At 60.9% G+C, this 25,222-nt stretch carries 26 protein-coding genes; 15 read left to right on the top strand and 11 right to left on the bottom strand.

What is annotated here, in order from left to right:
* Nucleotides 1-306 precede the first annotated feature (306 nt).
* Nucleotides 307-1,191 (top strand): hypothetical protein, encoded by an 885-nt coding sequence (locus tag AC0969_RS09765; RefSeq protein ID WP_479623944.1) that lies wholly within the window; start codon nt 307-309, stop codon nt 1,189-1,191.
* Nucleotides 1,188-1,904: a hypothetical protein gene (locus tag AC0969_RS09760; protein ID WP_479623943.1), complete on the top strand. Its 717-nt coding sequence runs from the start codon at nt 1,188-1,190 to the stop codon at nt 1,902-1,904. The genes AC0969_RS09765 and AC0969_RS09760 overlap by 4 nt, the downstream gene beginning before the upstream one ends.
* A 15-nt stretch (nt 1,905-1,919) precedes the next feature.
* Here the strand turns inward: AC0969_RS09760 and AC0969_RS09755 are convergent, their stop codons facing one another.
* The gene (locus AC0969_RS09755; RefSeq protein ID WP_479623942.1) at nt 1,920-2,339 is read right to left on the bottom strand and encodes a hypothetical protein; all 420 of its coding nucleotides are present in this window, start codon (nt 2,337-2,339) and stop codon (nt 1,920-1,922) included.
* Nucleotides 2,340-2,405: 66 nt separating this feature from the next.
* Here AC0969_RS09755 and AC0969_RS09750 point away from each other — a divergent pair, with 66 nt between their 5' ends.
* Nucleotides 2,406-3,269, top strand: a complete 864-nt coding sequence (locus AC0969_RS09750; protein ID WP_479623941.1) for an OB-fold protein — start codon at nt 2,406-2,408, stop codon at nt 3,267-3,269.
* A gap of 606 nt (nt 3,270-3,875) precedes the next feature.
* Nucleotides 3,876-5,852 carry a site-specific recombinase gene (locus AC0969_RS09745; RefSeq protein WP_479623940.1) on the top strand — a complete coding sequence of 659 codons (1,977 nt, stop codon included), beginning with the start codon at nt 3,876-3,878 and terminating at the stop codon, nt 5,850-5,852.
* 45 nt (nt 5,853-5,897) lie between these two features.
* Here the strand turns inward: AC0969_RS09745 and rsmI are convergent, their stop codons facing one another.
* On the bottom strand, nt 5,898-6,812 hold the full coding sequence (gene rsmI / locus AC0969_RS09740) for a 16S rRNA (cytidine(1402)-2'-O)-methyltransferase (protein ID WP_479623939.1): 915 nt from the start codon (nt 6,810-6,812) through the stop codon (nt 5,898-5,900).
* Here rsmI and AC0969_RS09735 point away from each other — a divergent pair.
* From AC0969_RS09735 to AC0969_RS09725, 3 genes are all read left to right on the top strand, one after another.
* On the top strand, nt 6,812-7,204 hold the full coding sequence (locus tag AC0969_RS09735; RefSeq protein ID WP_479623938.1) for a YraN family protein: 393 nt from the start codon (nt 6,812-6,814) through the stop codon (nt 7,202-7,204). The genes rsmI and AC0969_RS09735 overlap by 1 nt on opposite strands.
* Nucleotides 7,205-7,252: 48 nt before the next feature.
* Nucleotides 7,253-7,852 (top strand): phosphoheptose isomerase, encoded by a 600-nt coding sequence (locus AC0969_RS09730; RefSeq protein ID WP_479623937.1) that lies wholly within the window; start codon nt 7,253-7,255, stop codon nt 7,850-7,852.
* A gap of 168 nt (nt 7,853-8,020) precedes the next feature.
* On the top strand, nt 8,021-8,629 hold the full coding sequence (locus tag AC0969_RS09725) for a BON domain-containing protein (protein ID WP_479623936.1): 609 nt from the start codon (nt 8,021-8,023) through the stop codon (nt 8,627-8,629).
* Between the two features lie 135 nt (nt 8,630-8,764).
* Here AC0969_RS09725 and AC0969_RS09720 read toward each other — a convergent pair whose 3' ends face one another.
* The 4 genes from AC0969_RS09720 to AC0969_RS09705 all read right to left on the bottom strand — a co-directional run bounded on the left by AC0969_RS09720 (nt 8,765) and on the right by AC0969_RS09705 (nt 12,661).
* Nucleotides 8,765-9,679: an NAD(P)-dependent oxidoreductase gene (locus tag AC0969_RS09720; RefSeq protein ID WP_479623935.1), complete on the bottom strand. Its 915-nt coding sequence runs from the start codon at nt 9,677-9,679 to the stop codon at nt 8,765-8,767.
* 134 nt (nt 9,680-9,813) lie between these two features.
* Entirely contained in the window at nt 9,814-10,950 is a 1,137-nt protein-coding gene (locus AC0969_RS09715; protein WP_479623934.1) for a PilT/PilU family type 4a pilus ATPase, read from the bottom strand.
* A 9-nt stretch (nt 10,951-10,959) separates the two neighbouring features.
* Nucleotides 10,960-11,592: a cyclic nucleotide-binding domain-containing protein gene (locus AC0969_RS09710; protein WP_479623933.1), complete on the bottom strand. Its 633-nt coding sequence runs from the start codon at nt 11,590-11,592 to the stop codon at nt 10,960-10,962.
* Between the two features lie 25 nt (nt 11,593-11,617).
* Nucleotides 11,618-12,661, bottom strand: a complete 1,044-nt coding sequence (locus AC0969_RS09705) for a type IV pilus twitching motility protein PilT (RefSeq protein WP_479623932.1) — start codon at nt 12,659-12,661, stop codon at nt 11,618-11,620.
* Nucleotides 12,662-12,698: 37 nt separating this feature from the next.
* Between AC0969_RS09705 and AC0969_RS09700 the strand changes: the two genes are divergently transcribed.
* On the top strand, nt 12,699-13,385 hold the full coding sequence (locus AC0969_RS09700; protein WP_479623931.1) for a YggS family pyridoxal phosphate-dependent enzyme: 687 nt from the start codon (nt 12,699-12,701) through the stop codon (nt 13,383-13,385).
* 29 nt (nt 13,386-13,414) lie between these two features.
* Here the strand turns inward: AC0969_RS09700 and AC0969_RS09695 are convergent, their stop codons facing one another.
* Nucleotides 13,415-13,891 carry an Lrp/AsnC ligand binding domain-containing protein gene (locus AC0969_RS09695; RefSeq protein WP_479623930.1) on the bottom strand — a complete coding sequence of 159 codons (477 nt, stop codon included), beginning with the start codon at nt 13,889-13,891 and terminating at the stop codon, nt 13,415-13,417.
* Nucleotides 13,888-14,313: an Lrp/AsnC family transcriptional regulator gene (locus tag AC0969_RS09690; RefSeq protein WP_479623929.1), complete on the bottom strand. Its 426-nt coding sequence runs from the start codon at nt 14,311-14,313 to the stop codon at nt 13,888-13,890. Before AC0969_RS09690 ends, AC0969_RS09695 begins: the two co-directional genes overlap by 4 nt.
* A gap of 200 nt (nt 14,314-14,513) precedes the next feature.
* Here AC0969_RS09690 and AC0969_RS09685 point away from each other — a divergent pair, with 200 nt between their 5' ends.
* From AC0969_RS09685 to AC0969_RS09665, 5 genes are all read left to right on the top strand, one after another.
* The gene (locus AC0969_RS09685; protein ID WP_479623928.1) at nt 14,514-15,590 is read left to right on the top strand and encodes a porin; all 1,077 of its coding nucleotides are present in this window, start codon (nt 14,514-14,516) and stop codon (nt 15,588-15,590) included.
* A 208-nt stretch (nt 15,591-15,798) separates the two neighbouring features.
* Nucleotides 15,799-16,887 (top strand): ornithine cyclodeaminase, encoded by a 1,089-nt coding sequence (locus AC0969_RS09680; RefSeq protein ID WP_479623927.1) that lies wholly within the window; start codon nt 15,799-15,801, stop codon nt 16,885-16,887.
* Entirely contained in the window at nt 16,884-17,822 is a 939-nt protein-coding gene (rocF, locus tag AC0969_RS09675; protein ID WP_479623926.1) for an arginase, read from the top strand. Before AC0969_RS09680 ends, rocF begins: the two co-directional genes overlap by 4 nt.
* A complete protein-coding gene (locus AC0969_RS09670) occupies nt 17,812-18,414 on the top strand; it encodes a MarC family protein (protein WP_479623925.1) in 603 nt (200 codons plus the stop codon). Before rocF ends, AC0969_RS09670 begins: the two co-directional genes overlap by 11 nt.
* Before the next feature lie 111 nt (nt 18,415-18,525).
* Entirely contained in the window at nt 18,526-21,507 is a 2,982-nt protein-coding gene (locus AC0969_RS09665; protein WP_479623924.1) for an L-glutamate gamma-semialdehyde dehydrogenase, read from the top strand.
* Nucleotides 21,508-21,510: 3 nt separating this feature from the next.
* Here AC0969_RS09665 and AC0969_RS09660 read toward each other — a convergent pair whose 3' ends face one another.
* Nucleotides 21,511-21,921 carry a PIN domain-containing protein gene (locus AC0969_RS09660; RefSeq protein WP_479623923.1) on the bottom strand — a complete coding sequence of 137 codons (411 nt, stop codon included), beginning with the start codon at nt 21,919-21,921 and terminating at the stop codon, nt 21,511-21,513.
* Nucleotides 21,918-22,223 (bottom strand): type II toxin-antitoxin system prevent-host-death family antitoxin, encoded by a 306-nt coding sequence (locus AC0969_RS09655; RefSeq protein ID WP_479623922.1) that lies wholly within the window; start codon nt 22,221-22,223, stop codon nt 21,918-21,920. The genes AC0969_RS09660 and AC0969_RS09655 overlap by 4 nt, the downstream gene beginning before the upstream one ends.
* Before the next feature lie 72 nt (nt 22,224-22,295).
* On the opposite strand from AC0969_RS09655, the gene AC0969_RS09650 reads away from it, so the two are divergent.
* Entirely contained in the window at nt 22,296-22,835 is a 540-nt protein-coding gene (locus tag AC0969_RS09650) for a pseudouridine synthase (RefSeq protein WP_479623921.1), read from the top strand.
* Nucleotides 22,836-22,977: 142 nt separating this feature from the next.
* Entirely contained in the window at nt 22,978-24,153 is a 1,176-nt protein-coding gene (locus AC0969_RS09645) for a patatin-like phospholipase family protein (RefSeq protein WP_479623920.1), read from the top strand.
* On the opposite strand, the gene AC0969_RS09640 is transcribed toward AC0969_RS09645, so the two are convergent.
* Nucleotides 24,150-25,154: a LacI family DNA-binding transcriptional regulator gene (locus AC0969_RS09640; RefSeq protein WP_479623919.1), complete on the bottom strand. Its 1,005-nt coding sequence runs from the start codon at nt 25,152-25,154 to the stop codon at nt 24,150-24,152. The genes AC0969_RS09645 and AC0969_RS09640 overlap by 4 nt on opposite strands.
* Between the last annotated feature and the right edge of the window lie 68 nt (nt 25,155-25,222).

The raw sequence follows: 25,222 nt of genomic DNA, 5'->3' as shown, positions 1-25,222 counted from the left end.
CGAAAATCGTAGTTCCCCGCCAGCCGCACCATTTAGGACACCCGGAAACCCTTGTGTTTCCTAGCCATTACGCCAACCGACTTGGTTGGCGTTTTTGTTTCTGGTCGATTTCTGGTAGTAGGTAAGTCTGGCTTCTTCCTACCTGCTCCTAAACAAATAGCGAGTCGTGCCCAGAAAAAGGGGGGGCATGGAAGGGATTTATGCAGTCGCCACGCCCTAGCACACCCCGCCGTGCCCATACAATCCTGAGCTAACCACCGGAGAACCAAGATCACTTCACCACTACGAGACCCCGCGCAATGCAGAGTGGAAATTGAGAAGTGCCTTGGCATAGCTGCAGTGAAGTACGCAGGCAACAAGGTCCGTGGTGGCAGCAATGGGAAAAAAGGGGCTCGCTACGAGGACTTCTTCGCTGCCTTTAGGGTGGCCCAAGAGGCAGTTCGTCAAATGGTGGATCCTTCGGAATGGCCAATCATTGAGGATCAGGTTTACGCGTTTGTTGATGATTTGGTTGTTACTTCTCCAACGCAGACTCATTACCACCAGCTCAAAAACACGCAGTCATTGAGTTGGACCGGTGGCGAACACCCGCTGAAAGGCGATTTTGAGTCTCAGGCTATCCTGTGTGTGAGTTGCGCTGAGTCCGCGTTTCTCACGACTCTTGTTGTGTCAGACGAAAAGGTGTTTGCTGCCATGCAGCAATTGCCTGAAAGCATTGCGAAGCATTCAACGGTTGAGTTGTTTCCTTACGCTGGTGGCAGCGCAAACCGCCTTTCTCTGGAGCATGGTCCTCTGAGAGAGTTGCTATGTCAGCTGACTAGGATCGAAGAACCTACGGATGACGACCTTGGCTATGTTTTTGGGATGTTGATGTTAGGACTACAGCAAGCTGGTAAGTCTCCCACTATGGGAACTGTAATTGAGACTGCACAGAATGCATCCCCATCGCTCATTAGGCTCCTTCCATACCAGTTTAAGGATGCGAAACTGAAGCCGGAATTTGTAAAAATTCTTGCTGAAATCGAGGATTTGCAGTACGGTATCAAAAGAGGTTTTTTCAGTTGGAACGCGTTCGGTATGTCCGGTGTCCTGCAATTTAATTGTCTAAGTCACCAATTTGTGCGATTTCAAGACCTTGTTATTGAGATGGCACCTGCGACTTTTGACGAATTTGAAAAGCTCCTACCATGACAAATAGAAAGTACACGAACATCTCTACAAACGACGTAGAAGCCCGCAACCTAGTGGATGAGATTGCTAGCGCGGGTCTTGATGTCCAACGGTATCGCGAGGTGATGATCGCAATGGGGCGAAAGCTCGCCCAACAAATTGTGTTGTCTATACCCAGCAGCGACCATAACGACATCTGCGTGGTATGTACTGTTGAGGATGCAGATTTTTTGGCTCAGGGAGTCGTTGATGTACTTACGGATTCGGGAATGGGTCCGCGTGTCAAATTGCTTTGCCTTTGGAATGAGAAAGTCCGCAACGAGGGAATATCTCTTTCCCCTGTGATTCGCCAGTACAAAGAGGAATCGATAACCAGCAAGGTTGACTACATCATTGTGAAGTCAATCATTTCCGGCGCTTGTGTGGTGAAGACCAATCTGACGCGTGCTTTATCTATGCACGACTATGGTTCCATTTTTGTAGCTTCCCCAGTTATGCTGGAAGGTGCTGATGAACGGCTTGCACGTGAATTCCCGCCCGAGGTTGCCAATCAGTTTAAGTATTTCTCATTGGCAACCGATTCGGAGAAGTCTGGTGAAGACGTGCTTCCTGGCATTGGGGGTTCAGTTTACGAGCGTTTGGGCTTGGGTGATGAAGACACTAAGAACAAGATTTTGCCGTCTATCGTTAAAACCAGACGCGAACGCTTTCGACGCTCAGTAGTGACAGCGTAACCACAATCCCAGTCTTTACTGGGATTTTTTTTGCCCTGTAGGTAGTGCATCTTCCATGCGACGGATCAGTTCGCGGTTAGAAGCGACCAGGGCCTGCTCGGCTTCGATCTCGGCGACGATGGCGTGTTGGATGGAGAGGTCGGGCAGGGAGATTTTCACGTCGCGGATCAATTGTGAATTCAGATTGCTTTGATTCCCGCCTGTTCGCGCCGACTGAGTATTGAACCAAGCGATATTGCCCATTTTTTCGGCCACATTGGCAGGTACCGCCTGAATAAGCGTACTCGCCAATATCGGGAAGCACAGAAAAACTGCGGTAAATATGTCGCCGGTGAGTGGGTGAAGGACATTTCCGGATGTCGCATCTTGTCTCAACGTGCAAAGAATCTTGCTAAGTCGTTGAAGCCTCGATGACCCTGCGGTTAAGCGCAGCATACAGCGTGCCACAATCTGCAAAAAAGCAAATCGTTGGTTTCACTGACTGCATAGGGAGCGTTCCGAATGAAGAACACATACGGCTACTGTTTAGCACTTTGCGCATCCATGACACTCATGGCGTGTGACTCCGGCAAAGAACCAAAGGCTGCGGCCTCGCCGGAGAAAAAAAGTTATGTACTAACTTATCGTGAAAAGACCGTAGTTACAGCCCTTCTGGTTGATGAAATTGATGGGATTTCTAACGGACGAGACGTCCTAGCCCCCGAGTTAGTGAAAACGATTCTTGGCGATTACGTCGTGACAAGCAGTGCAAAGTTACAAACAGAATACGAACGCAACGAAGTCGCAGGTGATCAAAAGTTCCGAAAAAAACTCCTGCTTATCAATGGCGCCGTCAAGTCCATAGATCGAAGCGTAGGTGACAACTATTTCATCTCCTTGCGGGGTGGATCAAATCCGTACATGACGCCAAAGGCGGCCATGGCAGACGGATACACCAATTTTCTTGCGCAACTTCAAAAGGGAGCGCAGGTTGGCCTTGCATGCCAGGGCAATGGAATGTTGCTTGGATCGGCAATGCTATCCAATTGCGAACCCCTGCTGGACTATGCCAACCAAAAAGCCAAGGCATACGTTTCAAAGCTCAACACAGGTGACGCAATAGCTGCGGCGGATAAATCAACACTGTTGCTGCTGGTTTACGGTGCTGCAGGAGCTTCCATCTTGCCGGATTCCAGCACTTGTTTTGCCTCTGCCCCTGACCGGGCCAAGTGTGGTGCGGAGTTGACGACGATCTTTGATATGAAGAACAAAGAAAAAGAAGCCGCGTTAAAAGTGGGGGTTACCGCAGCAGTTGAAAAAATGGGCATTGATAAGAAGGCCCTTCAATCGCCTTCCGATGTCTCACAAGCCACAGTGAGCAAGTAAGGAAATGACCATAGCGACACCCTATGAATGCCCTGAGCGGCAATACAGCTAGTCGTCAAGTGCTTGCGTGATAACCCAACACGTCTTCATGACGCCGCTATAGGCCGTCGATGGAAGTGTTCTTTACGCATCCTTGCTAACTTTCAAAGGCATAGAAGCGCTTCTTTGTGTACATATGAGTGACTGGCCTGCGATGTGAAGGGAGCCCGACGACAAGTCGACGCGAAAGCGCCGAATCTCTTTGAAAATACCCTGCTGGCTACATAGGAAGCACTCTGAGACCCGGGCACGGGGGGGGACTGTGCCAGGATTCAGGATCGAGGGACCTGAGGCAAATTTTCGGCAAAACTTTCCAGCTAGCGATGCTGCTACACAAACCATAGCGCGAGTAATGCCTATTCGTGCCCTCGGTTGGCGTATGCTGGGACCATGTTCTGCTAACATTCAAAGCAATGCAGCCGGACACACGCCCGGACGCAGAGGTGGCGGATGCCGCCGTAAGTTGTTGATTTTCTTAGGTATAGGTTTGCGGGCCAAAGACCCCCGCCAGCCGCACCAACTTCTCTAGAATGGATTGCTCCAAAACCTTAGAGAACACCCCTCGCATTGACCTCACACACACTCACCTCGCTCCTAGATACGCTGGATGCCGACGCGCCGTTGGCGCAGCGCCATCTGTGGCTGATTGGCCTGCTGGACTGGATTCGCGGCGATAACCGCGCACCCGATGACGCGGTGAGCCGGGTGCAGCGGTTTCTGGATGCGGTGCAGGCCCGGCCCGCGCTGCAAGTGCGTTTGCGCACCTGGTGGCAGGTGCTGGCCGATACGGTGGACAGCACGATGGTCTTGTCCGATTACGGGTTTTCGCCACGCACCGCGTTTTTTAGCGAGCTGGGCTACCGGCTGCGCTGCAAGTTGCTGCCCGGCACGCCGGAGACCACCGATGCCGCCGAGCTTTTCAGCCTGGTGCTGCCTACCACCGCCGATGCGGCCTGGCTGGCGGCGCTGGATGCGAAAACGCTGGCGCGGATTGGCGATTTGCTGTCGTCCCCGTCGCGCACCACCGGCATCACCCTGTGGCAAGACGAGCTGCTACAGGCCATCGGCTTTTGCAGCCACCAGATCATGGCCACCGGGGTGGCGTCTGAATTGCGCTTGCGCATGAGCGCCGCCGCCCGGTTTGATGAGCCCTTTAACAGCCTGTCGGCCGATGTGGATGCCCTGCGCCAGGCTTTTGTCGCCACGCCGCGCGAGCTGCCCGCGCTGGAGGCTGCCGCCCTGCGCCTGCGCGAACGGCTGGAACTGTGCCGCCAGGCTGCTGCCAGCGTCTACCCGCACCTGAATGACCACGGCATTTCGGTCAACCTGGTGTTCATGCTGCGCCAGCTGCGCGAACGCCTGCTGCGCGTGCGCGACCTGATGGACTGCCTGCTGTCGGCCACGCCCGATACCAGCGCCATCCGCCTGGTGGTGCGCCTGGCCTATGCCGGGCAGGAGCGTCGCAGCCTGCGGGCGCTGGTGCGCGGCAACGCCTCGATGCTGGCCGCCAAGGTGACCGAGCGCAGCGCCGAAACCGGCGAGCACTACATCACCCGCGACCGCAGTGCCTACCGTGACATGCTGCTCAAAGCCGCCGGTGGCGGGGCTGCCACCTCGCTGACCACCTTGCTGAAATTTTTGATCGGCGCGGTGGGCCTGACGGCCTTTTGGGCCGGCATGTGGTCTGGTGTGATGTACGCCGCCAGCTTTGTGCTGATCCAGCTGCTGCACTGGACGCTGGCCACCAAGCAACCCGCCATGACCGCCCCGGCGATGGCGGCTAAGCTCAAAGACCTGGGCGACAGCCGGGCGATTGAAGATTTTGTGGACGAAGTCACCCACCTGGTGCGCTCGCAGGTGGCGGCGGTGCTGGGCAATGTGGGCATGGTGGCACCCTGCGTGCTGTTGATCAGCTGGGCCATGTTCTGGGCCAGCGGCAAGCACATGGTCAGCCGGGCCGAGGCCGACTATGTATTCCACTCGCTCAATCTGCTGACCCCCAGTACCCTGCTGTTTGCGGCGTTTACCGGCGTGCTGCTGTTTGCGTCCAGCCTGATTGCGGGCGCGGTGGAGAACTGGTTTGTGCTGCACCGGCTGGACTCGGCGCTGCGCTACAACCCGCGCATCACCCGTGTGCTGGGCGTGCCGCGTGCCGACCGCTGGGCCCGCTTCATGCGCGAGCATATTTCGGGTTTTGCGTCGAACATTTCGCTGGGCTTCATGCTGGGGCTGCTGCCGCCGGTGCTGGGCTTTGTGGGCCTGGGGCTGGAGGCCCGCCACGTGACCCTGTCCACCGGCCAGTGGGCGGCTGCGGCGGCGGCCTATGGCAGCGCGGTGTGGACCCTGCCGGTGTTTTGGTGGTGCGCGGCGGCGATTCCGCTGATCGGCCTGCTGAACCTGACGGTCAGCTTCTACCTGGCGCTGCAACTGGCCCTGGGCGCGCACAGTGTGACCGGGCTAGACCGCCAGCGCCTGCGCTACGCCGTGCTGCGCCGCCTGCGGCAGCGGCCATTGAGCTTCCTCTGGCCGCCGAAATCTGAATGAAATAGGCGGTTAGCTCTTGTTCTATATGCGCTTGTAGCTATCAATTCAGGAGTCTTCGCCGGGTTCGGGTTTCAAGGCCAGCGCGGCGCTGTATAGGCCTTTGCGGGGTTGGCCGGTGATGTCGGCGCAGAGTTGCACGGCGGTTTTCAGCGGCAGCTCGGCCAGTAGCAGCTTCAGCACCCGCAGGTCTTGCTCGGGGGCCTCAGAAGGCGGGGCCGGGTGGATGACCAGCACAAACTCCCCCCGCGTGCGCGACGACTGGGCGGCCAGCCAGGCGGTCAGATCCTGTGCGGGCACGGTGGCGATTTCTTCAAACTGCTTGGTGATCTCGCGCGCCACTGTCACCGGGCGTGGGCCCAGGCAGGCCAAGCTGCGGGCCAGTGCCTCGATGCGGTGCGGTGCTTCTAGCAGCACCACGGCGCGGGGCTCGGCCAGCAGCGTTTGGGCGGCGTTGTCGCGCTCGGTGGCCTTGCTGGGCAAAAAGCCGGTAAACACAAAACCCGTGTCTTGCACGATGCCGGCGGCACTCAGCGCCGCCGTGATGCTGCTGGCGCCTGGCAGCGGCACTACCGCAATGCCCACCGCCCGCGCTGCCGCCACCACCCGCGCACCGGGGTCGCTGATGGCCGGGGTGCCCGCGTCGCTGGCGTAGGCGATGCGTTCGCCCTGTTGCAAGCGCCGCACCACGTTCTGCGCGGCCTCGGTTTCGTTATGCTGGTGCACGGCCAGCAGCTGGGCGCTGGACTTGTCGATGCCGTAGGCGCGCAGCAGGGCCTGGGTGTGGCGCGTGTCCTCGCAGGCGATGGCATCTACCATGCCCAATACATGCAGGGCCCGCAGGCTGATGTCGCACAGATTGCCGATGGGGGTGGCCACGATGTACAGCGTGCCCGCTGGATAATGCTGCGAAGCGGCTGCCTCATGGGCGGCATTCAAGGCGGAAGCAAAAGAAGCGCTCAATGGGTTTCCTCAAAAAAATCGGTGTGGCCAAGCTGGGCACCACCAAACAAACGGGTGATGCGGGTGAAGACCGGGCGCTGGCGCATTTGCAGGCCCAGGGCCTGCGTTTGCTGGAGCGCAATTATCGGACCCCGGGCCGGGGTGGCGGCGAAATCGATCTGGTGATGCGCGCGCCCGACGGCACGCTGGTGTTTGTCGAGGTGCGCCAGCGGGCCACGGCGGCGTTTGGCGGTGCGGCGGCCAGCATCAGCGCCACCAAGCAAAAGCGCATCGTGTTTGCCGCCCGCAGCTACCTGATGCGCCTGCGCACCCCGCCGCCATGTCGGTTTGATGTGGTGCTGATCGAGTATTCAGGCATCCAGTGGCTTAAGGCCGCCTTTGATGCCAGCTGAACTTTCGTTTACAAATGGCCTCTACCGTCACAGTTATCATTCCGCACCATGATTGAACAACGCATCCAGCAACATTTCATTGACAGCGCCGACCTGAAGTACCAGTCTGCGCAGCCTCTCAGCAAACCTATCGCGGCGGGCATCCAGGCCATGTTGGCGGCAGTGACCAGCGGCGGCAAAGTGCTGGCCTGTGGTAACGGCGGTTCGGCGGCCGATGCGCAGCACTTTGCAGCCGAATTCGTCGGCCGCTTTGAGCGCGAGCGGCCCGAGCTGGGCGCGATTGCGCTCACCACCGACAGCTCCATCATTACTGCAATAGGCAACGACTACAACTTTGACGTGATCTTCGCCAAGCAGGTGCGCGCCCTGGGCCAGCCCGGTGACGTGCTGTTGGCCATTACCACCAGTGGCAATTCGGCCAACGTGCTGCTGGCTATTGAAGCTGCCCACGAACGCGAAATGACCGTGGTGGCCATGACCGGCAAGGGTGGCGGCAAGATGGGTGCGGCGCTGCGCGAAACCGACGTACATATCTGCGTGCCGCACGACCGTACTGCGCGCATCCAAGAGGTCCATTTGCTGGTGCTGCACTGCCTGTGCGACGGCGTGGATTCCCAGTTGCTGGGCGATATTGAACCTCCGCTTTGATGCACACCCCCAGGCTGCAGCGCAAGCGCTTTCCCCCAACCCCCTTGCAGGGGGCAACACCAGCAGCCTGGCATAGCCAGTTCTGCGGTGTTTCTGAAGGGGATGCGTTCTGCCTGGCCCGGCCATCGCTTCCGTTCGGCTTGTTTTTTCCTGTTTGAAAGACGCACCATGTCCCGTTTTATCTTGTCCGCTGTGGCGGCTGTTGTTCTGGGCTCCAGCCTGTCGGCCTGCATCCCCTTGGTGATTGGTGGGGCGGCGGTGGGCGGCGCATTTGTTGCCACCGATCGGCGCACCTCGGGTGCCCAACTTGAAGACGAGGGCATTGAGCTGCGCGCCAACAACCGCATCGGCCAAGCCCTCAGCGAAAACGCCCACGTCAACGTCACCAGCTACAACCGCCAGGTACTGCTGACCGGCGAGGTGCCCACCGCCGCCGACCAGCAAAAGCTGCAAGAGCTGGTGCTGAGGGTGGAAAACGTGCGCTCGGTGGTGAATGAGGTGGGCGTGCTGGGGGCATCGTCGCTGGCGCAGCGCTCGTCGGACACCCTGGTTACCGGCAAAGTCAAGGCCACGCTGGTGGATGCCAAAGACGTGCAGTCCAACGTCTTCAAGGTCACGACCGAGCGCGGCACGGTCTACCTGATGGGACGCGTCTCCCTGCGCGAAGCTAACCGTGCCACCGACCTGGCCCGCAGCATCAGCGGCGTGCAAAAGGTGGTGCGGGTGTTTGACATACTGACCGAAGAAGAGCTGCAACGCCTCTCTACACCCCGGTAGCGGTTTCCCCCCTAGGCTACAGCGCAAGCGCTTTTCGCCAACCCCCTCAGGGGGCAACACCAGCAGCCTGGCGGAGCCAGATCTGCGGTGTTTCTGGAAAGGGGACGTTCTGGCTGAGAGTGGGATGGGTGGGGTTTAGCGGAGCCGTTTGATCAGGCTGGAGGTGTCCCAGCGCTGGCCACCCATGTTTTGCACATCGGCGTAAAACTGGTCTACCAGTGCAGTGACCGGCAGGCGGGCTCCGTTGCGCTTAGCCTCGTCCAGCACCAGGCCCAGGTCTTTGCGCATCCAGTCCACCGCAAAACCGAACTCAAACTGGTCGGCCACCATGGTTTTGCCCCGGTTGTCCATCTGCCAGCTTTGGGCGGCACCCTTGCCGATGACTTCCAGCACCTGCACCATGTCCAGCCCCGCGTGCTGGCCAAATGCCACGGCTTCGCTCAGGCCCTGCACCAGCCCGGCGATGCAAATCTGGTTCACCATCTTGGCGAGTTGGCCTGCGCCGCTGTCGCCCACCCGGGTGCAGGCCCGTGCAAATGCCATCACCGTGGGCGCTATCGCCTCAAAAGCCGCCTGCTCACCACCGCACATCACCGTCAGCAAGCCGTTTTGCGCACCGGCCTGCCCGCCAGACACCGGCGCGTCGATGAAGCGCAGCCCCAGGGTGCGGGCCGCGCTGGCCAGTTCGCGGGCCACCTCGGCCGAGGCCGTGGTGTGGTCCACAAAAATAGCCCCTGGCTCCATGCCCGCAAATGCCCCGTCGGCTCCCAGCGTGACCGAGCGCAGATCGTCATCGTTGCCCACGCAGCAAAACACGGTGTCCGCCCCCCGCGCAGCCAAGCGCGGTGTTTCGGCATGTTTTAGGCCATTAGCGCTTATGTACTCTGCACAGAAAGCTATTGATTTACTAGCGGTTCGGTTGTACACCGTAACCGTATGCCCCGCCAGCACCAGGTGCGCCGCCATCGGATACCCCATGACCCCCAGGCCGAGAAAGGCGACTTTTTTGGACGGAACGGCGGCGTAGGTTTTGGGGTTGGTGCTAGGCATACAAATCAATGGATGGAACTAAAAGGACAGAACGCACCCCACGCAAGATACCGTGGAACTGGCTTTGCCAGGCCACTGGTATCGCCCCCTGCAAGGGGGTTGGCGGAAAGCGCTTGCGCTGGAGCCTGGGGGTGTTACACGATCGCGAAATGCTCGGTACCAGCGGCCAGATCCTGGGTTTTGGCGCGCTGGCTATTGAGCTTGATCTGCAAACGCAGGTCGTTGAGCGAGTCGGCGTGGCGCAAGGCATCTTCGTAGCTGATGAGCTGGCCCTCGTAGGCATCGAACAGGGCCTGGTCAAAGGTCTGCATGCCCAGGTTGCGGCTCTTCTTCATGATTTCTTTGATCTCGGTGACCTCGCCCTTGAAGATCAGGTCGGAGATCAGCGGGGTGTTGAGCAAAATCTCCACCGCCGCCGCACGGCCCTTGCCGTCTTGCCGGGGAATCAGCCGCTGCGACACCACGGCGCGCAGGTTCAGCGACAAATCCATCAGCAACTGGGCGTGGCGCTCTTCGGGGAAGAAGTTCAGGATGCGGTCCAGCGCCTGGTTGGCGTTGTTGGCGTGCAGCGTGGCCAGACACAGGTGGCCGGTTTCGGCGAAGGCCACGGCGTGTTCCATCGTGGCCCGGTCGCGGATTTCGCCCATCAGGATCACGTCGGGGGCTTGGCGCAGCGAGTTTTTCAGGGCGGCATCCCAGCTGTCGGTGTCCAGGCCCACTTCACGCTGGGTAATGACGCAATTTTTATGCGGATGGACAAATTCCACCGGGTCTTCGATGGTGATGATGTGGCCGTAGGAGTTTTCATTGCGCCAGTCCACCATGGCCGCCAAGGTGGTGGACTTGCCGCAGCCCGTGCCGCCGACCAGGATGCACAGGCCCCGCTTGGTCATAGCCACGTCTTTCAGGATCTGCGGCATGCCCAGGGTATCGACCGTGGGGATGCTGACCGGAATCACCCGCAGCACCATCCCCACTTTGCCCTGCTGCACAAAGGCATTGACGCGGAACCGGCCAATCCCGGCCGGAGAGATGGCAAAGTTGCACTCCTTGGTGCGCTCAAATTCTGCGGCCTGCTTGTCGTTCATGACCGAGCGGGCCAGCGCCAGCGTGTGGGCGGGCGTGAGCGGCTGGGGCGAGACTTTGGTGACCTTGCCGTCCACCTTGATGCCGGGGGGGAATTCGGAGGTGATGAACAGGTCGCTACCGTTGCGGCTGACCATCAGTTTCAAGAGGTCGTTGATGAACTTACTGGCTTGGTCGCGTTCCATAGTGAGCCTTTAGTTGGGACGGTCGCTGAACCGGGCGCTGATGGCGCGCAGCCGCAGCGAGAGTTTGCGTGCCAACAAGGCAATCAGGCTGGCGGCCAACCGGGGGTCGGTGTTCATCATGTCGTCCATCGACTCGGCGCTGAGTGCGGCGATTTCGCAGTCGTCCAGCGTGGTGCAGGCCGAGAAGCGGATGCCGCTGTCGAGCAGTGACATTTCACCCAGAATATCGCCCGGCTTGGTTTCGGCCAGCCGCAGGTGTTCGCCCCAGGGTTGCAGGCGGTCTACCGCGATGGTGCCTTTGAGCAGCACCACCATGAAATTGCCGTATTCGCCCTGGCGGATGATGTCGCGCCCGCCGGGCACCAGCGCAAACTGGAAAAAGCGTTCCATGCGTTCGATGGACGCGGGGTCGAGCTGCTCCATGTTTTTGTCTTTGGCCCACAGCGCTTGCAGAGTGCGCACGCTGCTGGCGGTGGGCAGGCGCTTGGCACCCACTTCAATGGCCCGTGCTTCCCAGGGGACCAGCATCGAGGGGTCGATGTTTTGGCCGGTGAATGCCGTGGTAAACAGCATCGAATCGGGCGGGGTGGCCTCGGGTTTGGGCTCCGATTTGTGGAGTAAAAATTCCAGAATACCCTTCATGGGGCGCTCCTATCGTTCTGCATGTTCAACCTGGAAAGTTTTCAGGAATTTTGGCTTTGGCGCGGGCTTCATTGGGACTGATGATGTTGCGGCGTACCAAATCGGTCAGGTTTTGGTCCAGCGTTTGCATGCCCACGCTGTTGCCGGTCTGGATGGTGGAGTACATCTGCGCCACTTTGGCTTCGCGGATCAGGTTGCGGATGGCGCTGGTGCCCAGCATGATCTCGTGCGCGGCCACCCGGCCCTGGCCGTCTTTGGTTTTGCACAGGGTTTGCGAGATCACGGCCTGTAGCGACTCCGACAGCATGGCCCGGACCATTTCTTTTTCTTCGGCCGGGAACACGTCAATGATCCGGTCGATGGTTTTAGCCGCGCTGGAGGTGTGCAGGGTGCCAAACACCAGATGCCCGGTTTCCGCCGCCGTCATGGCCAGGCGGATGGTTTCCAGATCACGCATTTCGCCGACCAGAATCGCATCCGGGTCTTCGCGCAGGGCCGAGCGCAGCGCGGCGGCAAAGCTCAGCGTGTGCGGCCCCACCTCGCGCTGGTTGATCAGGCATTTTTTGGATTCGTGGACAAACTCGATCGGGTCTTCCACTGTCAGCACGTGGCCGTATTCGGTCTCGTTGAGGTGGTTCACCATCGCCGCCAGCGTGGTCGATTTGCCGGAGCCGGTGGGGCCGGTCACCAGCACCATGCCGCGCGGCTTGAGGGCCAGATCGCCAAAAATCTTGGGTGCGTTGAGCTGCTCTAGGGTGAGGATTTTCGAGGGAATGGTCCGCAGCACCGCGCCAGCCCCACGGGCGTGGTTGAAGGCATTCACGCGGAACCGCGCCAGCCCTTCAATTTCGAACGAAAAATCGACCTCTAAAAACTCTTCATACTGTTTACGCTGGCTGTCGCTCATGATGTCGTAGACCATGGCATGGACGGTTTTATGGTCTAGCGGATCGACGTTGATGCGGCGCACATCGCCATGCACCCGGATCATGGGCGGCAGCCCGGCCGACAGGTGCAAGTCGGAGGCCTTGTTTTTTACGCTGAATGCGAGCAGTTGGGTGATGTCCACGGAGCCCCTTGATGTTTGGTACGCTGTAGGTTTGATTATGACTACGATTAGTAACAATCTCCAAGGCGTGCAAGGGCGCATCGTTACAGCGTGTACCCGTGCATTGCGCCCAAGCGACAGCGTGCGTTTGCTGGCCGTCTCTAAAACCTGGGGGGCCGAGGCGGTGCGCGAGGCTTTTGCCGCCGGGCAGACCCGTTTCGGCGAAAACTACATCCAGGAGGCCGTGGGCAAAATTGCCGCTTTGCAGGATTTGCCGCTGGAATGGCACTGCATCGGCCCCATCCAAAGTAACAAAACGGCGCTGGTGGCGGCGCATTTTGATTGGGTGCAGAGCCTTGACAGGCTCAAAATTGCCCAGCGGCTGAACGACCAGCGCCCGGCCGGGCTGCCGCCGCTCCAGGTGTGCCTGCAAATCAATGTGGACGGTGGTGCCACCAAATCCGGCGTGCCGCCATCGGATGCGTTGGCATTGGCCACGCAGCTTGCGGCGCTGCCACGTTTGTGTTTGCGGGGCCTGATGGTGATTCCTGAGCCGATGGCAGATTACGCCGGGCAGTTGGTGGTTTTTGAGCAGGCCAAGGCCGTATTTGACCGCCTCTCGGCGGCACTAGGCAGCGACCACTTTGACACCCTGTCGATGGGCATGACCGCCGACCTGGAAGCCGCTGTGGCAATGGGCAGCAGCATGGTGCGCGTAGGCACCGCCATTTTTGGGGCGCGGTGACGGCCTGAATCGGTTCTCTGAAGACGTTCTCAGGGCAAACGCAGGCGGGTGGAGTTTTTGACCTCTTCCATCACCGCGTAGGTCCGGGTTTCGCGCACCCCCGGCAGTTGCCACAGTACCGTGCCGGCAAATTGGCGGTAAGCCAGCATGTCCGCCATGCGTGTTTTCAGCAGGTAGTCAAAGCCACCCGCCACCATGTGGCATTCCATGATTTCGGGATAGACCTGCACGGCCGCCTTGAATGCCTCAAACACGTTGGGCGTGGTGCGGTCCAGTAGCACCTCTACAAACACCATCATCGACGCACCCAATTGCAGGGGATTCAGCCGCGCCTCATACCCTAGGATGTAGTTGTCTTTGGTCAGGCGTTGTACCCGCGCCAACACCGCTGTGGGGGACAAGGCCACTTTTTCTGCCAGCTTCAAGTTGGAAATGCGGCCATCTTCCTGTAAGCAGCCGAGGATTTTCAGGTCGATGCGGTCCAGGTCGGCAAAAGGTGTGTTCACGACAGTCGGTAGGTTGCGAGGTGGATGCTGGTTTCGGTGCTGCTGATGCCGCGCACCAGCCGAATGCGCTCCAGCACCTGGGACAACTCGGTCAAATGCTCGGCGCGTAACTCGGCCAGCAAGTCCCAACGGCCATTGGTGTCGTGCAGGGTGGCGACACCCGGCTCACCCAGCAAGCTGTCAATCACGGCACGGGTCGCGTTGCCCTCCACCGCAATCGACATCCATGCGGTGATGCCCCGGGGTTGCGCGTCGGGCCGCAGCCGCACCGTGTAGCCGACGATCACGCCTGCATCTTCCAATTTGGTGATGCGGTTGGTTACGGTGCCACGCGATACCCCCAGCCTGTGGGCCAGCGTGGCAACCGCCGTGCGGGCATCTTTACGTAACAGAGAAATGAGTTGTTGGTCGGTGGCATCCATGCCGTATTTTGCGGCCATTCATTGGTAAAACGGACCCGCGCCAAGACAAAGGCTAGGTCTGTGAATTGTAAGTTTTCATCCAAAGGGTGTATTTTTTAAGCAACAAAACAGGAGCATTTTTATAGGGTTTTCGCTAGTTACTTCAGATCGTGGTGCACACTTACTTCGTTATTTCTTTTTAACCCGTTAGGAAAATTCCCATGAAAAAGAGTCTGATTGCTCTGGCTGTTTTGGCCTCCACTGGTGCTATGGCCCAGTCCTCCGTGACCTTGTACGGCGTGATTGATGCCAGCCTGCAAACCGAAAAGTCTACTGGTGATGTTCGTAAGAACACCATGGAAGACGGCAACATCAGTGGCAGCCGTTTCGGCCTGAAGGGTTCTGAAGACCTGGGTGGTGGCTTGAAGGCGATTTTCGTTCTGGAAAGCGGCCTGAAGATTGATACCGGCGCTAGCCGCACTGCTGGTTCGATTTTTGATCGCGCCTCTTACGTTGGTTTGGCTGGCAACTTCGGCGAAGTGAGCGTGGGTAACCGCACCACCGCATACGACGACATCAGCATCGCTACCGATCCAGTGTTTGACAGCTCCATGTCTCCTGCAAACCTGGTGTGGACCAATAACTACAAGTCGCGTCCAGGCAACAACCTGTACTACGCAACCCCAAGCTTTGGTGGCGTGACTGCTGCTGTTAGCTACTCGCTGGGCGAGAACAAAACCACTAGCCAAAAGGCTATGGGCGTGACCGCATTTAACGTTGCCTACGCAAACGGTCCCATCTACGCTAGCTTGGGTTACCAAGAAGACAAGAACGCTGTTCGTGCCTTAAATACTGCTAACACGGCTGTTACCACTGCTCCCATAGCAACCTCAGTAGCAGCCCTGGCTGCTTTAAACGCTACCGCTGCCACTGCTGCGGATGCATCGCGCAAGAGCACTCTGCTGAACGCTTCCTACGACTTCGGCGTGGTCAAGCTGCTGGCCAGCTACAACCGCAACGAAACCGCTTCTTTGGTCAAGGCTAACCAGTACCAATTCGGTGTTGATGTGCCTGTTGGCGCGGCTTTGGTTGTGTCTGGCGGCTACGCTTACTCCAAAGACAAAGATGTTGCAGGCGTGACGGGTGAAAAGCGTTCGGGCTTCGGTATTGGTGCTAAGTACGCACTGTCCAAGCGTACTTTTGTGTACACCGATGCTGTTTACGGCGAAGCTAAGAATCCTGGCGTATCTAAAGATAAGACCGACAAGTACGCTATCGGCATCCAACACTCCTTCTAAATCCACGCTGGCATAACGCCAGCCTGTATTTAGCAAGCCAAAAAAGCCACCCGGTTCGCCGGGTGGCTTTTTTTATGGCAAAAATACCGTTTTGCCATCTACATATGGCGAAACGGTAATATTCATGCATAAAGCTAGCAATGTTGGCGATTTACATTGGCATGGCACGTGGCGACACTCTGTGCATTCCCCACCACAGGCCTGCACCATGACGACCCATTCCCTTGTTTCCACCCCGTTTCTCAGCGCCCACGACGTAGCCAGCATCGTCCAGCGCAAGGGGCTGGATGCCTGCCTGCGCGGCATGGCCGACACTATCCAGGCGGACTTTTTGCGCTGGGAGGCGTTTGACAAATGCGCCCGGGTGGCCAGCCACTCGGCGGACGGCGTGATCGAGCTGATGCCGATTGCCGACGACCTGCGCTACGCCTTCAAATACGTCAATGGCCACCCCAAAAACAACGCCCTGCACGGCCTGCCCACGGTGATGGCGTTTGGCGTGCTGGCCAGCGTGGCCACCGGCGTGCCCGAGCTGCTGAGCGAGCTGACCCTGACCACCGCCATCCGCACTGCCGCCACCTCGGTAGTGGCCGCCCGCGCCCTGGCCCGGCCCAACAGCCGCAGCATGGCGCTGATCGGCAACGGCGCGCAAAGCGAATTCCAGGCGCTGGCCTTCCATTATTTAATGGGCATTGAAGAAGTGCGCCTGTTCGATACCGACCCGCTGGCCACCGCCAAGCTGGCCGATAATTTGCGCAGCACTGGTTTGCGCGTGGTGGTTTGCACCAGCACCGCCCAGGCCGTGCGCGGCGCCGACATCGTCACCACCGTCACCGCCGACAAAACCAACGCCACCATCCTCACCCCCGACATGCTAGAGCCCGGCATGCACATCAACGGTGTGGGCGGCGACTGCCCCGGCAAAACCGAGCTGCACCCCGACGTGCTGCGCGCCGCCAGCGTGTTTGTCGAATACGAGCCGCAAACCCGCATCGAAGGCGACCTGCAACAACTGCCCGCCGACTTTGCCGTTACCGAACTCTGGCAAGTCCTCAGCGGCAAAGCCGCAGGCCGCAGCAGCGCCGCACAAATCACCGTGTTCGACTCGGTGGGTTTTGCGATGGAAGACTATTCAGCCCTGTGTTTTATGCGCGATACCGCCCGGGAACTGGGCCTGGGCCAGCGTTTGGCGCTGATTCCCGATCTGGCCGACCCTAAAGATTTGTATAGTCTGGTACGTCCCACGGCCACCCACGCTGTGGCACCTCTCCCACTACCAGAAACAATAGCAGCATGAGCAATTCCAGCATGGGCGTGAGCCTGATTGGCGTACCCACCGACATTGGCGCGGGCACGCGCGGCGCACGCATGGGCCCCGAGGCCCTGCGCGTGGCCGGCCTGGCCCAGGCGCTGGCGCAGTCCGGCCTGGATGTGCGCGACTGCGGCAACATCCGGGGCCCGGCCAACCCCTGGCTGCCCCCGGTGGACGGCTACCGCCATTTGCCCGAGGTGGTGGAGTGGAACGAGCTGACGCACAACGTGGTCTACAAAGAACTCAGCGCAGGCCGCCTGCCCATCATGCTGGGCGGTGACCACTGCCTGGGCATCGGCTCCATCAGCGCCGTGGCCCGCCACTGCCGCGACACCGGCAAAAAACTCCGCATTCTGTGGCTGGATGCGCATGCCGACTTCAACACCGCCGCACTCACCCCCAGCGGCAACATCCACGGCATGCCCGTGGCCTGCCTGTGCGGCCACGGCCCGCAAGAGCTGATCGAAATCGGCGGCCATGTGCCCGCTATCCAAGCGCGCGAACTGGTGCAAATCGGCATCCGCAGCGTCGATGCCGGTGAAAAGCGCTTTGTGCACGAGCAGGGCATTGAAGTCTTCGACATGCGCTTCATCGACGAAATGGGCATCCGCGCCACGATGGAAATGGCGCTCGACGGGCTGGATGCCAACACCCATCTGCACGTCAGCCTGGACGTGGACTTTCTCGACCCCGTCATCGCCCCCGGCGTGGGCACCACCGTGCGCGGCGGCCCCAACTACCGCGAGGCCCAGCTGTGCATGGAAATGATTGCCGACACCGGCCTGCTGGCCTCGCTGGACATCGTCGAGCTGAACCCCGCACTCGACGTGCGCAACCAGACCGCCGAGCTGGCAGTGGATTTAGTGGAAAGCCTGTTCGGTAAAAGCACGCTGATGCGGCAGGTCACCCATGCAACATGACTTTCTGTCTGCCCTGATGGTCTTGCTGATCGTCACCGACCCGCTGGGCAATGTGCCCATCGTGCTCAGCCTGCTGCGCAACGTGCCCAAAGAGCGGCGCTTCTGGGTCATCACCCGCGAATGCCTGTTTGCGCTGGGGATTTTGCTGGTCTTCATGGTGGTGGGTGACCGGCTGCTGCACGTCATGCACCTCACCGATGCCTCGCTGGAAATCGCCGGGGGCGTGATCCTGTTCCTGATCGCGATGGGTATGGCCTTCCCCAGCATGGGCGTGGGCTTTTCTGGCCCCGAGGAAGCGGCCGAACCGATGCTGGTGCCCCTGGCCATCCCGATGATCGCCGGGCCATCTTCCCTGGCCACCGTGCTGCTGCTGGCCTCGCGCCAGCCTGAGCGCGCCTGGGCCTGGGCCGGGGCCATCACCCTCAGCATGGTGGTGGTGTGGCTGGTGCTGCTGTCGGCCAGCGGGCTGGCGCGGCGCATCGGCAAGTCGGGCCTGATTGCGGTGGAGCGGCTGATGGGCCTGCTGCTGGCGGCGATGGCGGTGCAGATGCTGATTTCGGGCTTGCGCAATGCATTTCCGGCTATCTCTTGATGGGCTGGTATTAAGAAATTAATCACTAGTTAAGTCTAGAAATTTGGTGAAATTGTTGGGTGTTGTCGCTGCAAACTAGGAAAATTGCAGTCAACCCAGCAGGAATTCACCATGCGTTTGCCCACCCCCTACCGGTCTGAATCTGAAACCGTTGCCCACCGTCTGGCCGCCTTGTCGGGTGCGTTGGATTGGGGGGTCGCCAGCGCCCCCGCCCGCCCCTGGGTGCAGGCCGTGCGCGACAACCCGCCGCCGTTCTGGGCTATGGAAAGCCTGCTGCGCGAATACCCCATCTCCAGCGCCGAGGGCCTGGCCCTGATGCGCTTGGCCGAAGCCCTGCTGCGCGTGCCCGATGCCGAGACCGCCATCGCCCTGACTGCCGACCAACTGGGCCGCGCCGACTTTGACGGCCTGGATGACACTGGAGCCGCCCACGTGTTGGGCCGCTCCACCCTGGCCAAACTCTCCAGCAGCGCCATCGCCCTGTCGAAAAAATTCTTGCCCGAAGCCGAGGCTCCCCAAGGCCTGCTCACCAAGCTGGGCGCCAAGACCGTTGTAGCCGCCACCGTGCGTGCCGTGCAGCTGCTGGGCCGCCAGTTTGTGCTGGGCCAAACCATTGGGGACGCGATGGATGAAGCCGCCTCCGCCCGCACAAAGCAGCCCCAGCTCACCTACAGCTACGACATGCTGGGCGAGGGCGCACGCACCGATGCGGATGCGCTCAACTACCTGCAAAGCTATAAGAATGCTATTGAAGCGATAGCTACCCGCGCAAGTACCACCTGCGCCACCGAGCAAAACGACGGTATATCCATCAAGCTCAGCGCCCTGCACCCGCGCTACGAGTGGACCCAGCGCGAACGCGTGCTGGCCGAGCTGGTCCCTCGCGTCTGGAGCCTGTGCGAGCAGGCTGCCCGCGCCAACATCAACCTGACCATCGACGCGGAAGAAGTGGACCGCCTGGAGCTGTCGCTCGACGTATTCGAGGCGCTGGCCGCGTTGATCGCCCAGCACCAACCCCAGTGGCGCGGCTTTGGTCTAGCCATGCAGGCCTACCAAACCCGGGCGCTGGAGCTCATCCAGCACATTGCCGTTATCGGCCGCAAATACAAGCTACGCCTGATGTGCCGTTTGGTGAAAGGCGCGTACTGGGATTCGGAAATCAAACGCGCCCAAGAGCTGGGCCTGCCGCACTACCCGGTGTTCACCCACAAGCACCACACCGACGTGTCGTACCTGGCCTGCGCCAAGGCCCTGCTGGACGCGCCCGATGCCATCTACCCCCAGTTCGCCACGCACAACGCGGCCACCATTGCCGCCATCCTGTATTTGGCCGCCAAGAGCGGTACGCCGTTTGAGCTGCAACGCCTGCACGGCATGGGCGAGGGCGTGTACCGCGAGGTGCTGAAGAACCCGCTGATCGGCTGCCGCGTCTACGCCCCCGTGGGCAAGCACCGCGACCTGCTGGCCTACCTGGTGCGCCGCTTGCTGGAGAACGGCGCAAATTCGTCCTTCGTACACCAGCTTGCAGACGAGTCGGTGGGCATGGAAGAAATTTTGGTGTCACCCCTGCGCCTGGAGCCAGTGTCTGCATTCCCGTTGCCGCCCGTGCTGTTTGGCCCCGGCCGCAAAAACAGCGCGGGCATGGACTTGGAAGTGGCCACCCAGCGCGCTGTGATGCAAGCCGCCTTCGACGCCACCCCCGTGTTGCCCGTGCCAGAGTTTGATGCCAAATTGGCCGCTAGCGCATATGCTACAAGTGCTGCAAGCTACAAAATATGGAGCAAAACCCCCACCGCTGCCCGCGCTGCCCTGCTGCGCCAAAGCGCCGATGCGCTGGAACACCAGATGCCCCGCTTCTGCGCCCTGCTGGTCAAAGAAGCCTTCAAAACCTGGGGCGATGCCGTGTCGGAAGTGCGCGAAGCCGTGGACTTCCTGCGCTTCTACGCCAATGAAGCCGAGCGCATCATGGCCCCGGTCGCCTTGCCCGGCCCGACGGGCGAAACCAACGAATTGCGCTTGACGGCCCGTGGCGTGTGGGTCTGCATCAGCCCGTGGAACTTCCCACTCGCCATCTTCATGGGCCAGGTGGCGGCGGCCCTGGCTACGGGCAACACGGTCTTGGCCAAACCGGCCGAGCAAACCCCGTTTGTGGCGCTGGAAGCCGTGCGCCTGCTGCATGCCGTGGGCATCCCCGAGGGCGCGGTGCAACTGCTGCACGGCCCAGGCGTTACCGTGGGTGCGGCGCTGGTGGCGCTGCCCGGCATTGCGGGCGTGGTGTTCACCGGCTCGACCCCTGTGGCCCGCCACATCAACCGGGCGCTGGCCGCCAAAGACGGCCCCATCATCCCGCTGATTGCGGAGACGGGCGGCATCAACGCCATGCTGGTGGACAGCACCGCCCTGCCCGAGCAGGTGGTCGATGCCGTGGTGCAAAGCGCCTTCCGCAGTGCGGGCCAACGCTGCTCGGCGCTGCGCCTGCTGTGCGTGCACGAGGCCATCGCCGACCACGTGATAGCGATGGTGCAAGGCGCGGCCCAAGAGCTGGTGCTGGGCGACACGGCCAACTGGGCAACCGATGTCGGCCCGGTCATCGACAAAGATGCCTTCGACGGTATCCAAAAGCACATCCAGCGCCTAAATTTAACGTCAAAAGTGCTTCTAGCGCAGACAGTAGCTGCGCAAGATGCTCCTAATTTAATAGCGCCGCAGGCGTTTGAGTTGAACCAGATTGCCGACGTGTCGCAGGAAATTTTTGGCCCCGTGCTGCACATCGTGCGCTGGTCGGGCGACCCGCAGGCCGTGATCGCGCAGATCAACGCGCTGGGCTACGGCCTCACGCTGGGTATCCAAACCCGCATCGACAGCCGCGCCCACGCCCTGGCCGCCGCCGCCCATATCGGCAACGTCTACATCAACCGGAACATCATTGGCGCAGTGGTCGGCGTGCAGCCCTTCGGCGGCGAAGGCCTGAGCGGCACGGGGCCCAAGGCCGGTGGTCCTAACTACCTGGTGCGCTTTTGCGCCGAACAGACGCTGACGGTGAATACGACTGCGGCGGGCGGCAACGCGGCGCTGCTGGCGGCGATGCCTTGAGGCCTAGGCAGGACTAAATGGGTCCACCACCCGCACCCCGGTCGGCGCAAAGTGCCGGGGGTTGCGGGTCACCATCGTCAGGTTGTGGCTGAGGGCGGTGGCAGCGATCAGGTTATCGATGCCGGTGTTGCCGGTTTGCACGCACAGCCGCCCCCATAGCCGGGCGATGGCGGGCGTCACGGGCAGGATGAAGGCTGCGAACTGCAATTCCGTCTGCGCTAGCCACTGGGCCAGGTCGGCAGCGAACGCCGGGTTGGCGCTGCGCTGGCGTTCGATACCGGCCTCGATTTCTCCCACGGTCAAGGCGCTGATAAAGACGGAATCGGCGGGCTGGGCCTGTAAATACGCCAGCACGCCCGCGTTGGGGCGGGACTTGCGCAGCTCGGACAGCACCACGGTGTCAAGCAAGATCATGTGAAGTCGATGCTGCGGGGCGGTACGTCCAGGCGCGGCAGGTCCAGCGCGCTGTCCGCCAAGTCTTTGGGCATGGCCAGCAGATGCGCCAGAAAGCTGGCAGGCGGGGCAGACCGGCTGGCTGCGCTGTGTTGCAAGGCGGCAAAGTCGGCCTCTGACAGCACCACCACCGCCTGTTTACCGCGCCGCGTCACGTGCTGCGGCACGCCACGCAGGGCGTTATCGACCAGTTCACTGAACTGCGCCTTGGCATCTTGCAAGCGCCAGGGTTTAGCGGGTGGTGCGGTGGTAAGGGTTTGCATGGTTATCTGACTAGCTGAATGGACTAGTCTTATTTTAGGCTGAGCAGGCCCGCCGACTAAAATATTTTGCCCATGCCCAAAATCATCCTCTTCAACAAACCCTTCAACGTGCTCACCCAGTTCCGCCCCGACGGCGACCGGCCGACGTTGGCGCAGTTCATCACCGACCCGACCCTGCGCGTGGCCGGGCGGCTGGACCGGGATTCGGAAGGGCTGCTGCTGCTCACCGACGACGGCGTGCTCAACGCCCGCATTACCCAGCCCCAAGAGAAGCAGTTCAAAACCTACCGCGTGCAGGTGGACGGCACGCCCACCGATGCCGCCTTGCAGGCGCTGCGCCAGGGCGTGCTGCTGAACGACGGCATGACCCTGCCGGCCGAGGCCGTGCAGATCGCCGAGCCACCGGGCCTGTGGCTGCGCACGCCGCCGGTGCGCTACCGTGCGCACCTGCCCACGGCGTGGCTGGAGATTCGCATTTGCGAGGGGCGCAACCGCCAGGTGCGGCGCATGACGGCGGCGGTGGGTTTGCCAACTTTGCGGCTGGTGCGGGTGCAGATTGGCATCTATGCGCTGGGCGATTTAGCCCCGGGGGCTTGGCGGATATTTTCATGACGAAATATGCCTCTAGCGCATATTTAATATGCGCTAGTAGCTATATATTTGATAGTGAATCGTCTTTGCCAAGCGGACATCCACACCGCCAAAGCCAGCCCTATACTGCACTGCAACATGGCTTTGCCTGAAAGGTTTTAACGTGGCTTCACCCTCTGCTGCCGAACGGGCCTTACCCGGCCCGCACCACGAACAATGCACCCTGGTGCTGCAAGGCGGCGGCGCTTTGGGGGCCTACCAGGCGGGGGTGTACGAGGCGCTGGAAGAAAACGGCATCTGCCCCAACTGGGTGGCGGGCGTGTCGATTGGGGCCATCAACGCGGCCATCATTGCGGGCAACCCGCCGCCGCTGCGGGTGCCGCGCCTGAAAGAGTTTTGGGAGGGCGTGTCGTCCCAGCTGCTGGCCCCTGCGCCGTCTGCGCAGTGGGGCATCCAGGCGCGCGAGCTTTTTAACGAATCCAGCGCGGCCTTGGTGGCCATGCTGGGCGTGCCGGGCTTTTTCAAACCGCGCATCCCTGCCGCCCAGTACCAGCCGCAGGGCACGCTGGCCGCTTTGGGCATCTACGACACCGAGCCGCTGCGCGCTACGCTGCTCAAGCTGGTGGACTTTGACCGCATCAACCGCAACTGCCCTGACGGCAATGTGCGGTTGTCGGTGGGCGCGGTCCATGTGACCAGCGGCAACTTCGCCTATTTTGATTCGGCCGACCGCCTGCACCGCCAGCCGCTGGGCCCGCAGCACATCATGGCCAGTGGCGCGCTGCCGCCGGGTTTTGCGCCGGTGGAGGTGGGCGGCGAGTTTTATTGGGACGGCGGGCTGGTGTCCAACACCCCGTTGCAGTACGTGATCGACCAGCCCTCCGCCGAGGACATGCTGGTGTTTCAGGTGGATTTGTTCAGCGCCCGGGGCCACATGCCGCGCAACCTGAACGAGGTGGCCGAGCGGGGCAAAGACATCCAGTTTGCCAGCCGCACCCGCTTCAACACCGACCTGGTGGCTACGCAACAAAAGTTGTCAAACGCCGCGCAAAAGCTGGCCGCCAAGCTGCCGCCCGAATTTGCCAGCGACCCCGATCTGCAACAGTTACTGAACGCTGGATCGGCCAGCGCCCTGACCGTGGTGCACCTGATCCACCGCAGCAAGCATTTTGAAACCCAGTCCAAAGACTACGAGTTCTCGCGTGCCACGGTGCGTGAGCACTGGGCCGCAGGCCGCGCCGACGTAGAGCGCAGCCTGGCCGACCCGCGCTGGCTGAACCGCCAGCGGCCACCGGCCGGGGTGACCGTGCTGGATTTGACCAAACCCCAGGACTACTAGCCCGCCCGCATCTGCACCGAGTCGCGCACCACCAGCGTGGGCACCAGCAGGTGCTGGGGTTCGGTAAGCACCTCCCCGGCGGCCAGCCGCAACGCCAGCTGTGCGGCGGTGCGGGCCAGCGCGGCCACGGGGTGGTGCACGGTGGTTAGGCGCGGGTGGATCAGATCGGCGTATTCCACGTCGTCAAAACCAATCAACGACAGCTCTGTGGGCACTTCGATACCGGCCGCCCGGCAGTGGTTGAGCGCGCCAAAAGCCATCTGGTCGTTTAGGCAGAACACCGCGCTCAAGCCCGGTTGGGTGGCCCGCAGTTCGGCCATGCAGGTGCTGCCCGAGGCAAAGTGGAAATCGCCCTCGCACACCCGCTCCGGCGGTAGCTTTATCCCGGCGGCTTCCAGGGTGCTTTGAAATGCGGCCAGGCGCTGCATGCTTTCCGGGTTGCTGCGCGGCCCGGCAATCACCCCGATGTCGCGGTGGCCGCAGCGCAGCAGGTGCTGGGCCGCCAACTGGCCACCAGTGTGGTTGTCGAGTTGCACGCAACGGGCTTCAAATCCCGGCACGGTGCGGTGGATGACCACCATGTGCGGGTTGTGGCGCAGCATCTCGGCCAGGGCCTGGTCGCACAATTGGCCGGGGTACAAGATGATGGCATCGCAGCGCCGCTGCCGCAGGAATTGCAGACCGTTGGCCACCTCGTCCACACTGTTTTTGCCGCAGGTGACGACCAGGTAGCTGCCCACGGCGCTCACCGCTTCTTCCACCGCATTGACCAGCGGCGCAAAAAAGGCCCCGGACAAATGTGGCACCACCAGCCCCACGCATTCCGAGCGCCGGGAGGCCAGCGAGGCGGCAAAGCTGTTGCGCGAAAAGTCCAGCGTGCGCATGGCGGTTTCCACCTTCAGGCGGGTGGCTTCGCGCACTTTGTGCGGGTCGTTCATCACCCGCGATACGGTGGCGCTGGAGACACCGGCCAGGGCGGCCACGGTGTGGATGGTGGACATGGCGGTGGTAGGGCTCAGGTTGCCGGAGGGTCAAACACCTCCGTTGCCGGATGTTACCGCCCGCCCAG

Source organism: Rhodoferax sp. LB1P47, from assembly GCF_056521445.1.
The sequence above is the reverse complement of the archived record's forward strand: the minus strand, read 5'-3'. Positions and strand labels throughout refer to the sequence as shown.

Coding starts and splice junctions, on each gene's coding strand:
- AC0969_RS09710 (WP_479623933.1), bottom strand. CDS start 11,592: ATGAAGGGTATTCTGGAATTTTTACTCCACAAATCGGAGCCCAAACCC.
- AC0969_RS09730 (WP_479623937.1), top strand. CDS start 7,253: ATGATTGAACAACGCATCCAGCAACATTTCATTGACAGCGCCGACCTG.
- AC0969_RS09725 (WP_479623936.1), top strand. CDS start 8,021: ATGTCCCGTTTTATCTTGTCCGCTGTGGCGGCTGTTGTTCTGGGCTCC.
- AC0969_RS09755 (WP_479623942.1), bottom strand. CDS start 2,339: ATGCTGCGCTTAACCGCAGGGTCATCGAGGCTTCAACGACTTAGCAAG.
- AC0969_RS09685 (WP_479623928.1), top strand. CDS start 14,514: ATGAAAAAGAGTCTGATTGCTCTGGCTGTTTTGGCCTCCACTGGTGCT.
- AC0969_RS09750 (WP_479623941.1), top strand. CDS start 2,406: ATGAAGAACACATACGGCTACTGTTTAGCACTTTGCGCATCCATGACA.
- AC0969_RS09720 (WP_479623935.1), bottom strand. CDS start 9,679: ATGCCTAGCACCAACCCCAAAACCTACGCCGCCGTTCCGTCCAAAAAA.
- AC0969_RS09640 (WP_479623919.1), bottom strand. CDS start 25,154: ATGTCCACCATCCACACCGTGGCCGCCCTGGCCGGTGTCTCCAGCGCC.
- AC0969_RS09715 (WP_479623934.1), bottom strand. CDS start 10,950: ATGGAACGCGACCAAGCCAGTAAGTTCATCAACGACCTCTTGAAACTG.
- AC0969_RS09760 (WP_479623943.1), top strand. CDS start 1,188: ATGACAAATAGAAAGTACACGAACATCTCTACAAACGACGTAGAAGCC.
- AC0969_RS09680 (WP_479623927.1), top strand. CDS start 15,799: ATGACGACCCATTCCCTTGTTTCCACCCCGTTTCTCAGCGCCCACGAC.
- AC0969_RS09655 (WP_479623922.1), bottom strand. CDS start 22,223: ATGCAAACCCTTACCACCGCACCACCCGCTAAACCCTGGCGCTTGCAA.
- AC0969_RS09660 (WP_479623923.1), bottom strand. CDS start 21,921: ATGATCTTGCTTGACACCGTGGTGCTGTCCGAGCTGCGCAAGTCCCGC.
- AC0969_RS09735 (WP_479623938.1), top strand. CDS start 6,812: ATGGGTTTCCTCAAAAAAATCGGTGTGGCCAAGCTGGGCACCACCAAA.
- AC0969_RS09690 (WP_479623929.1), bottom strand. CDS start 14,313: ATGGATGCCACCGACCAACAACTCATTTCTCTGTTACGTAAAGATGCC.
- AC0969_RS09650 (WP_479623921.1), top strand. CDS start 22,296: ATGCCCAAAATCATCCTCTTCAACAAACCCTTCAACGTGCTCACCCAG.
- AC0969_RS09700 (WP_479623931.1), top strand. CDS start 12,699: ATGACTACGATTAGTAACAATCTCCAAGGCGTGCAAGGGCGCATCGTT.
- rocF (WP_479623926.1), top strand. CDS start 16,884: ATGAGCAATTCCAGCATGGGCGTGAGCCTGATTGGCGTACCCACCGAC.
- AC0969_RS09665 (WP_479623924.1), top strand. CDS start 18,526: ATGCGTTTGCCCACCCCCTACCGGTCTGAATCTGAAACCGTTGCCCAC.
- AC0969_RS09670 (WP_479623925.1), top strand. CDS start 17,812: ATGCAACATGACTTTCTGTCTGCCCTGATGGTCTTGCTGATCGTCACC.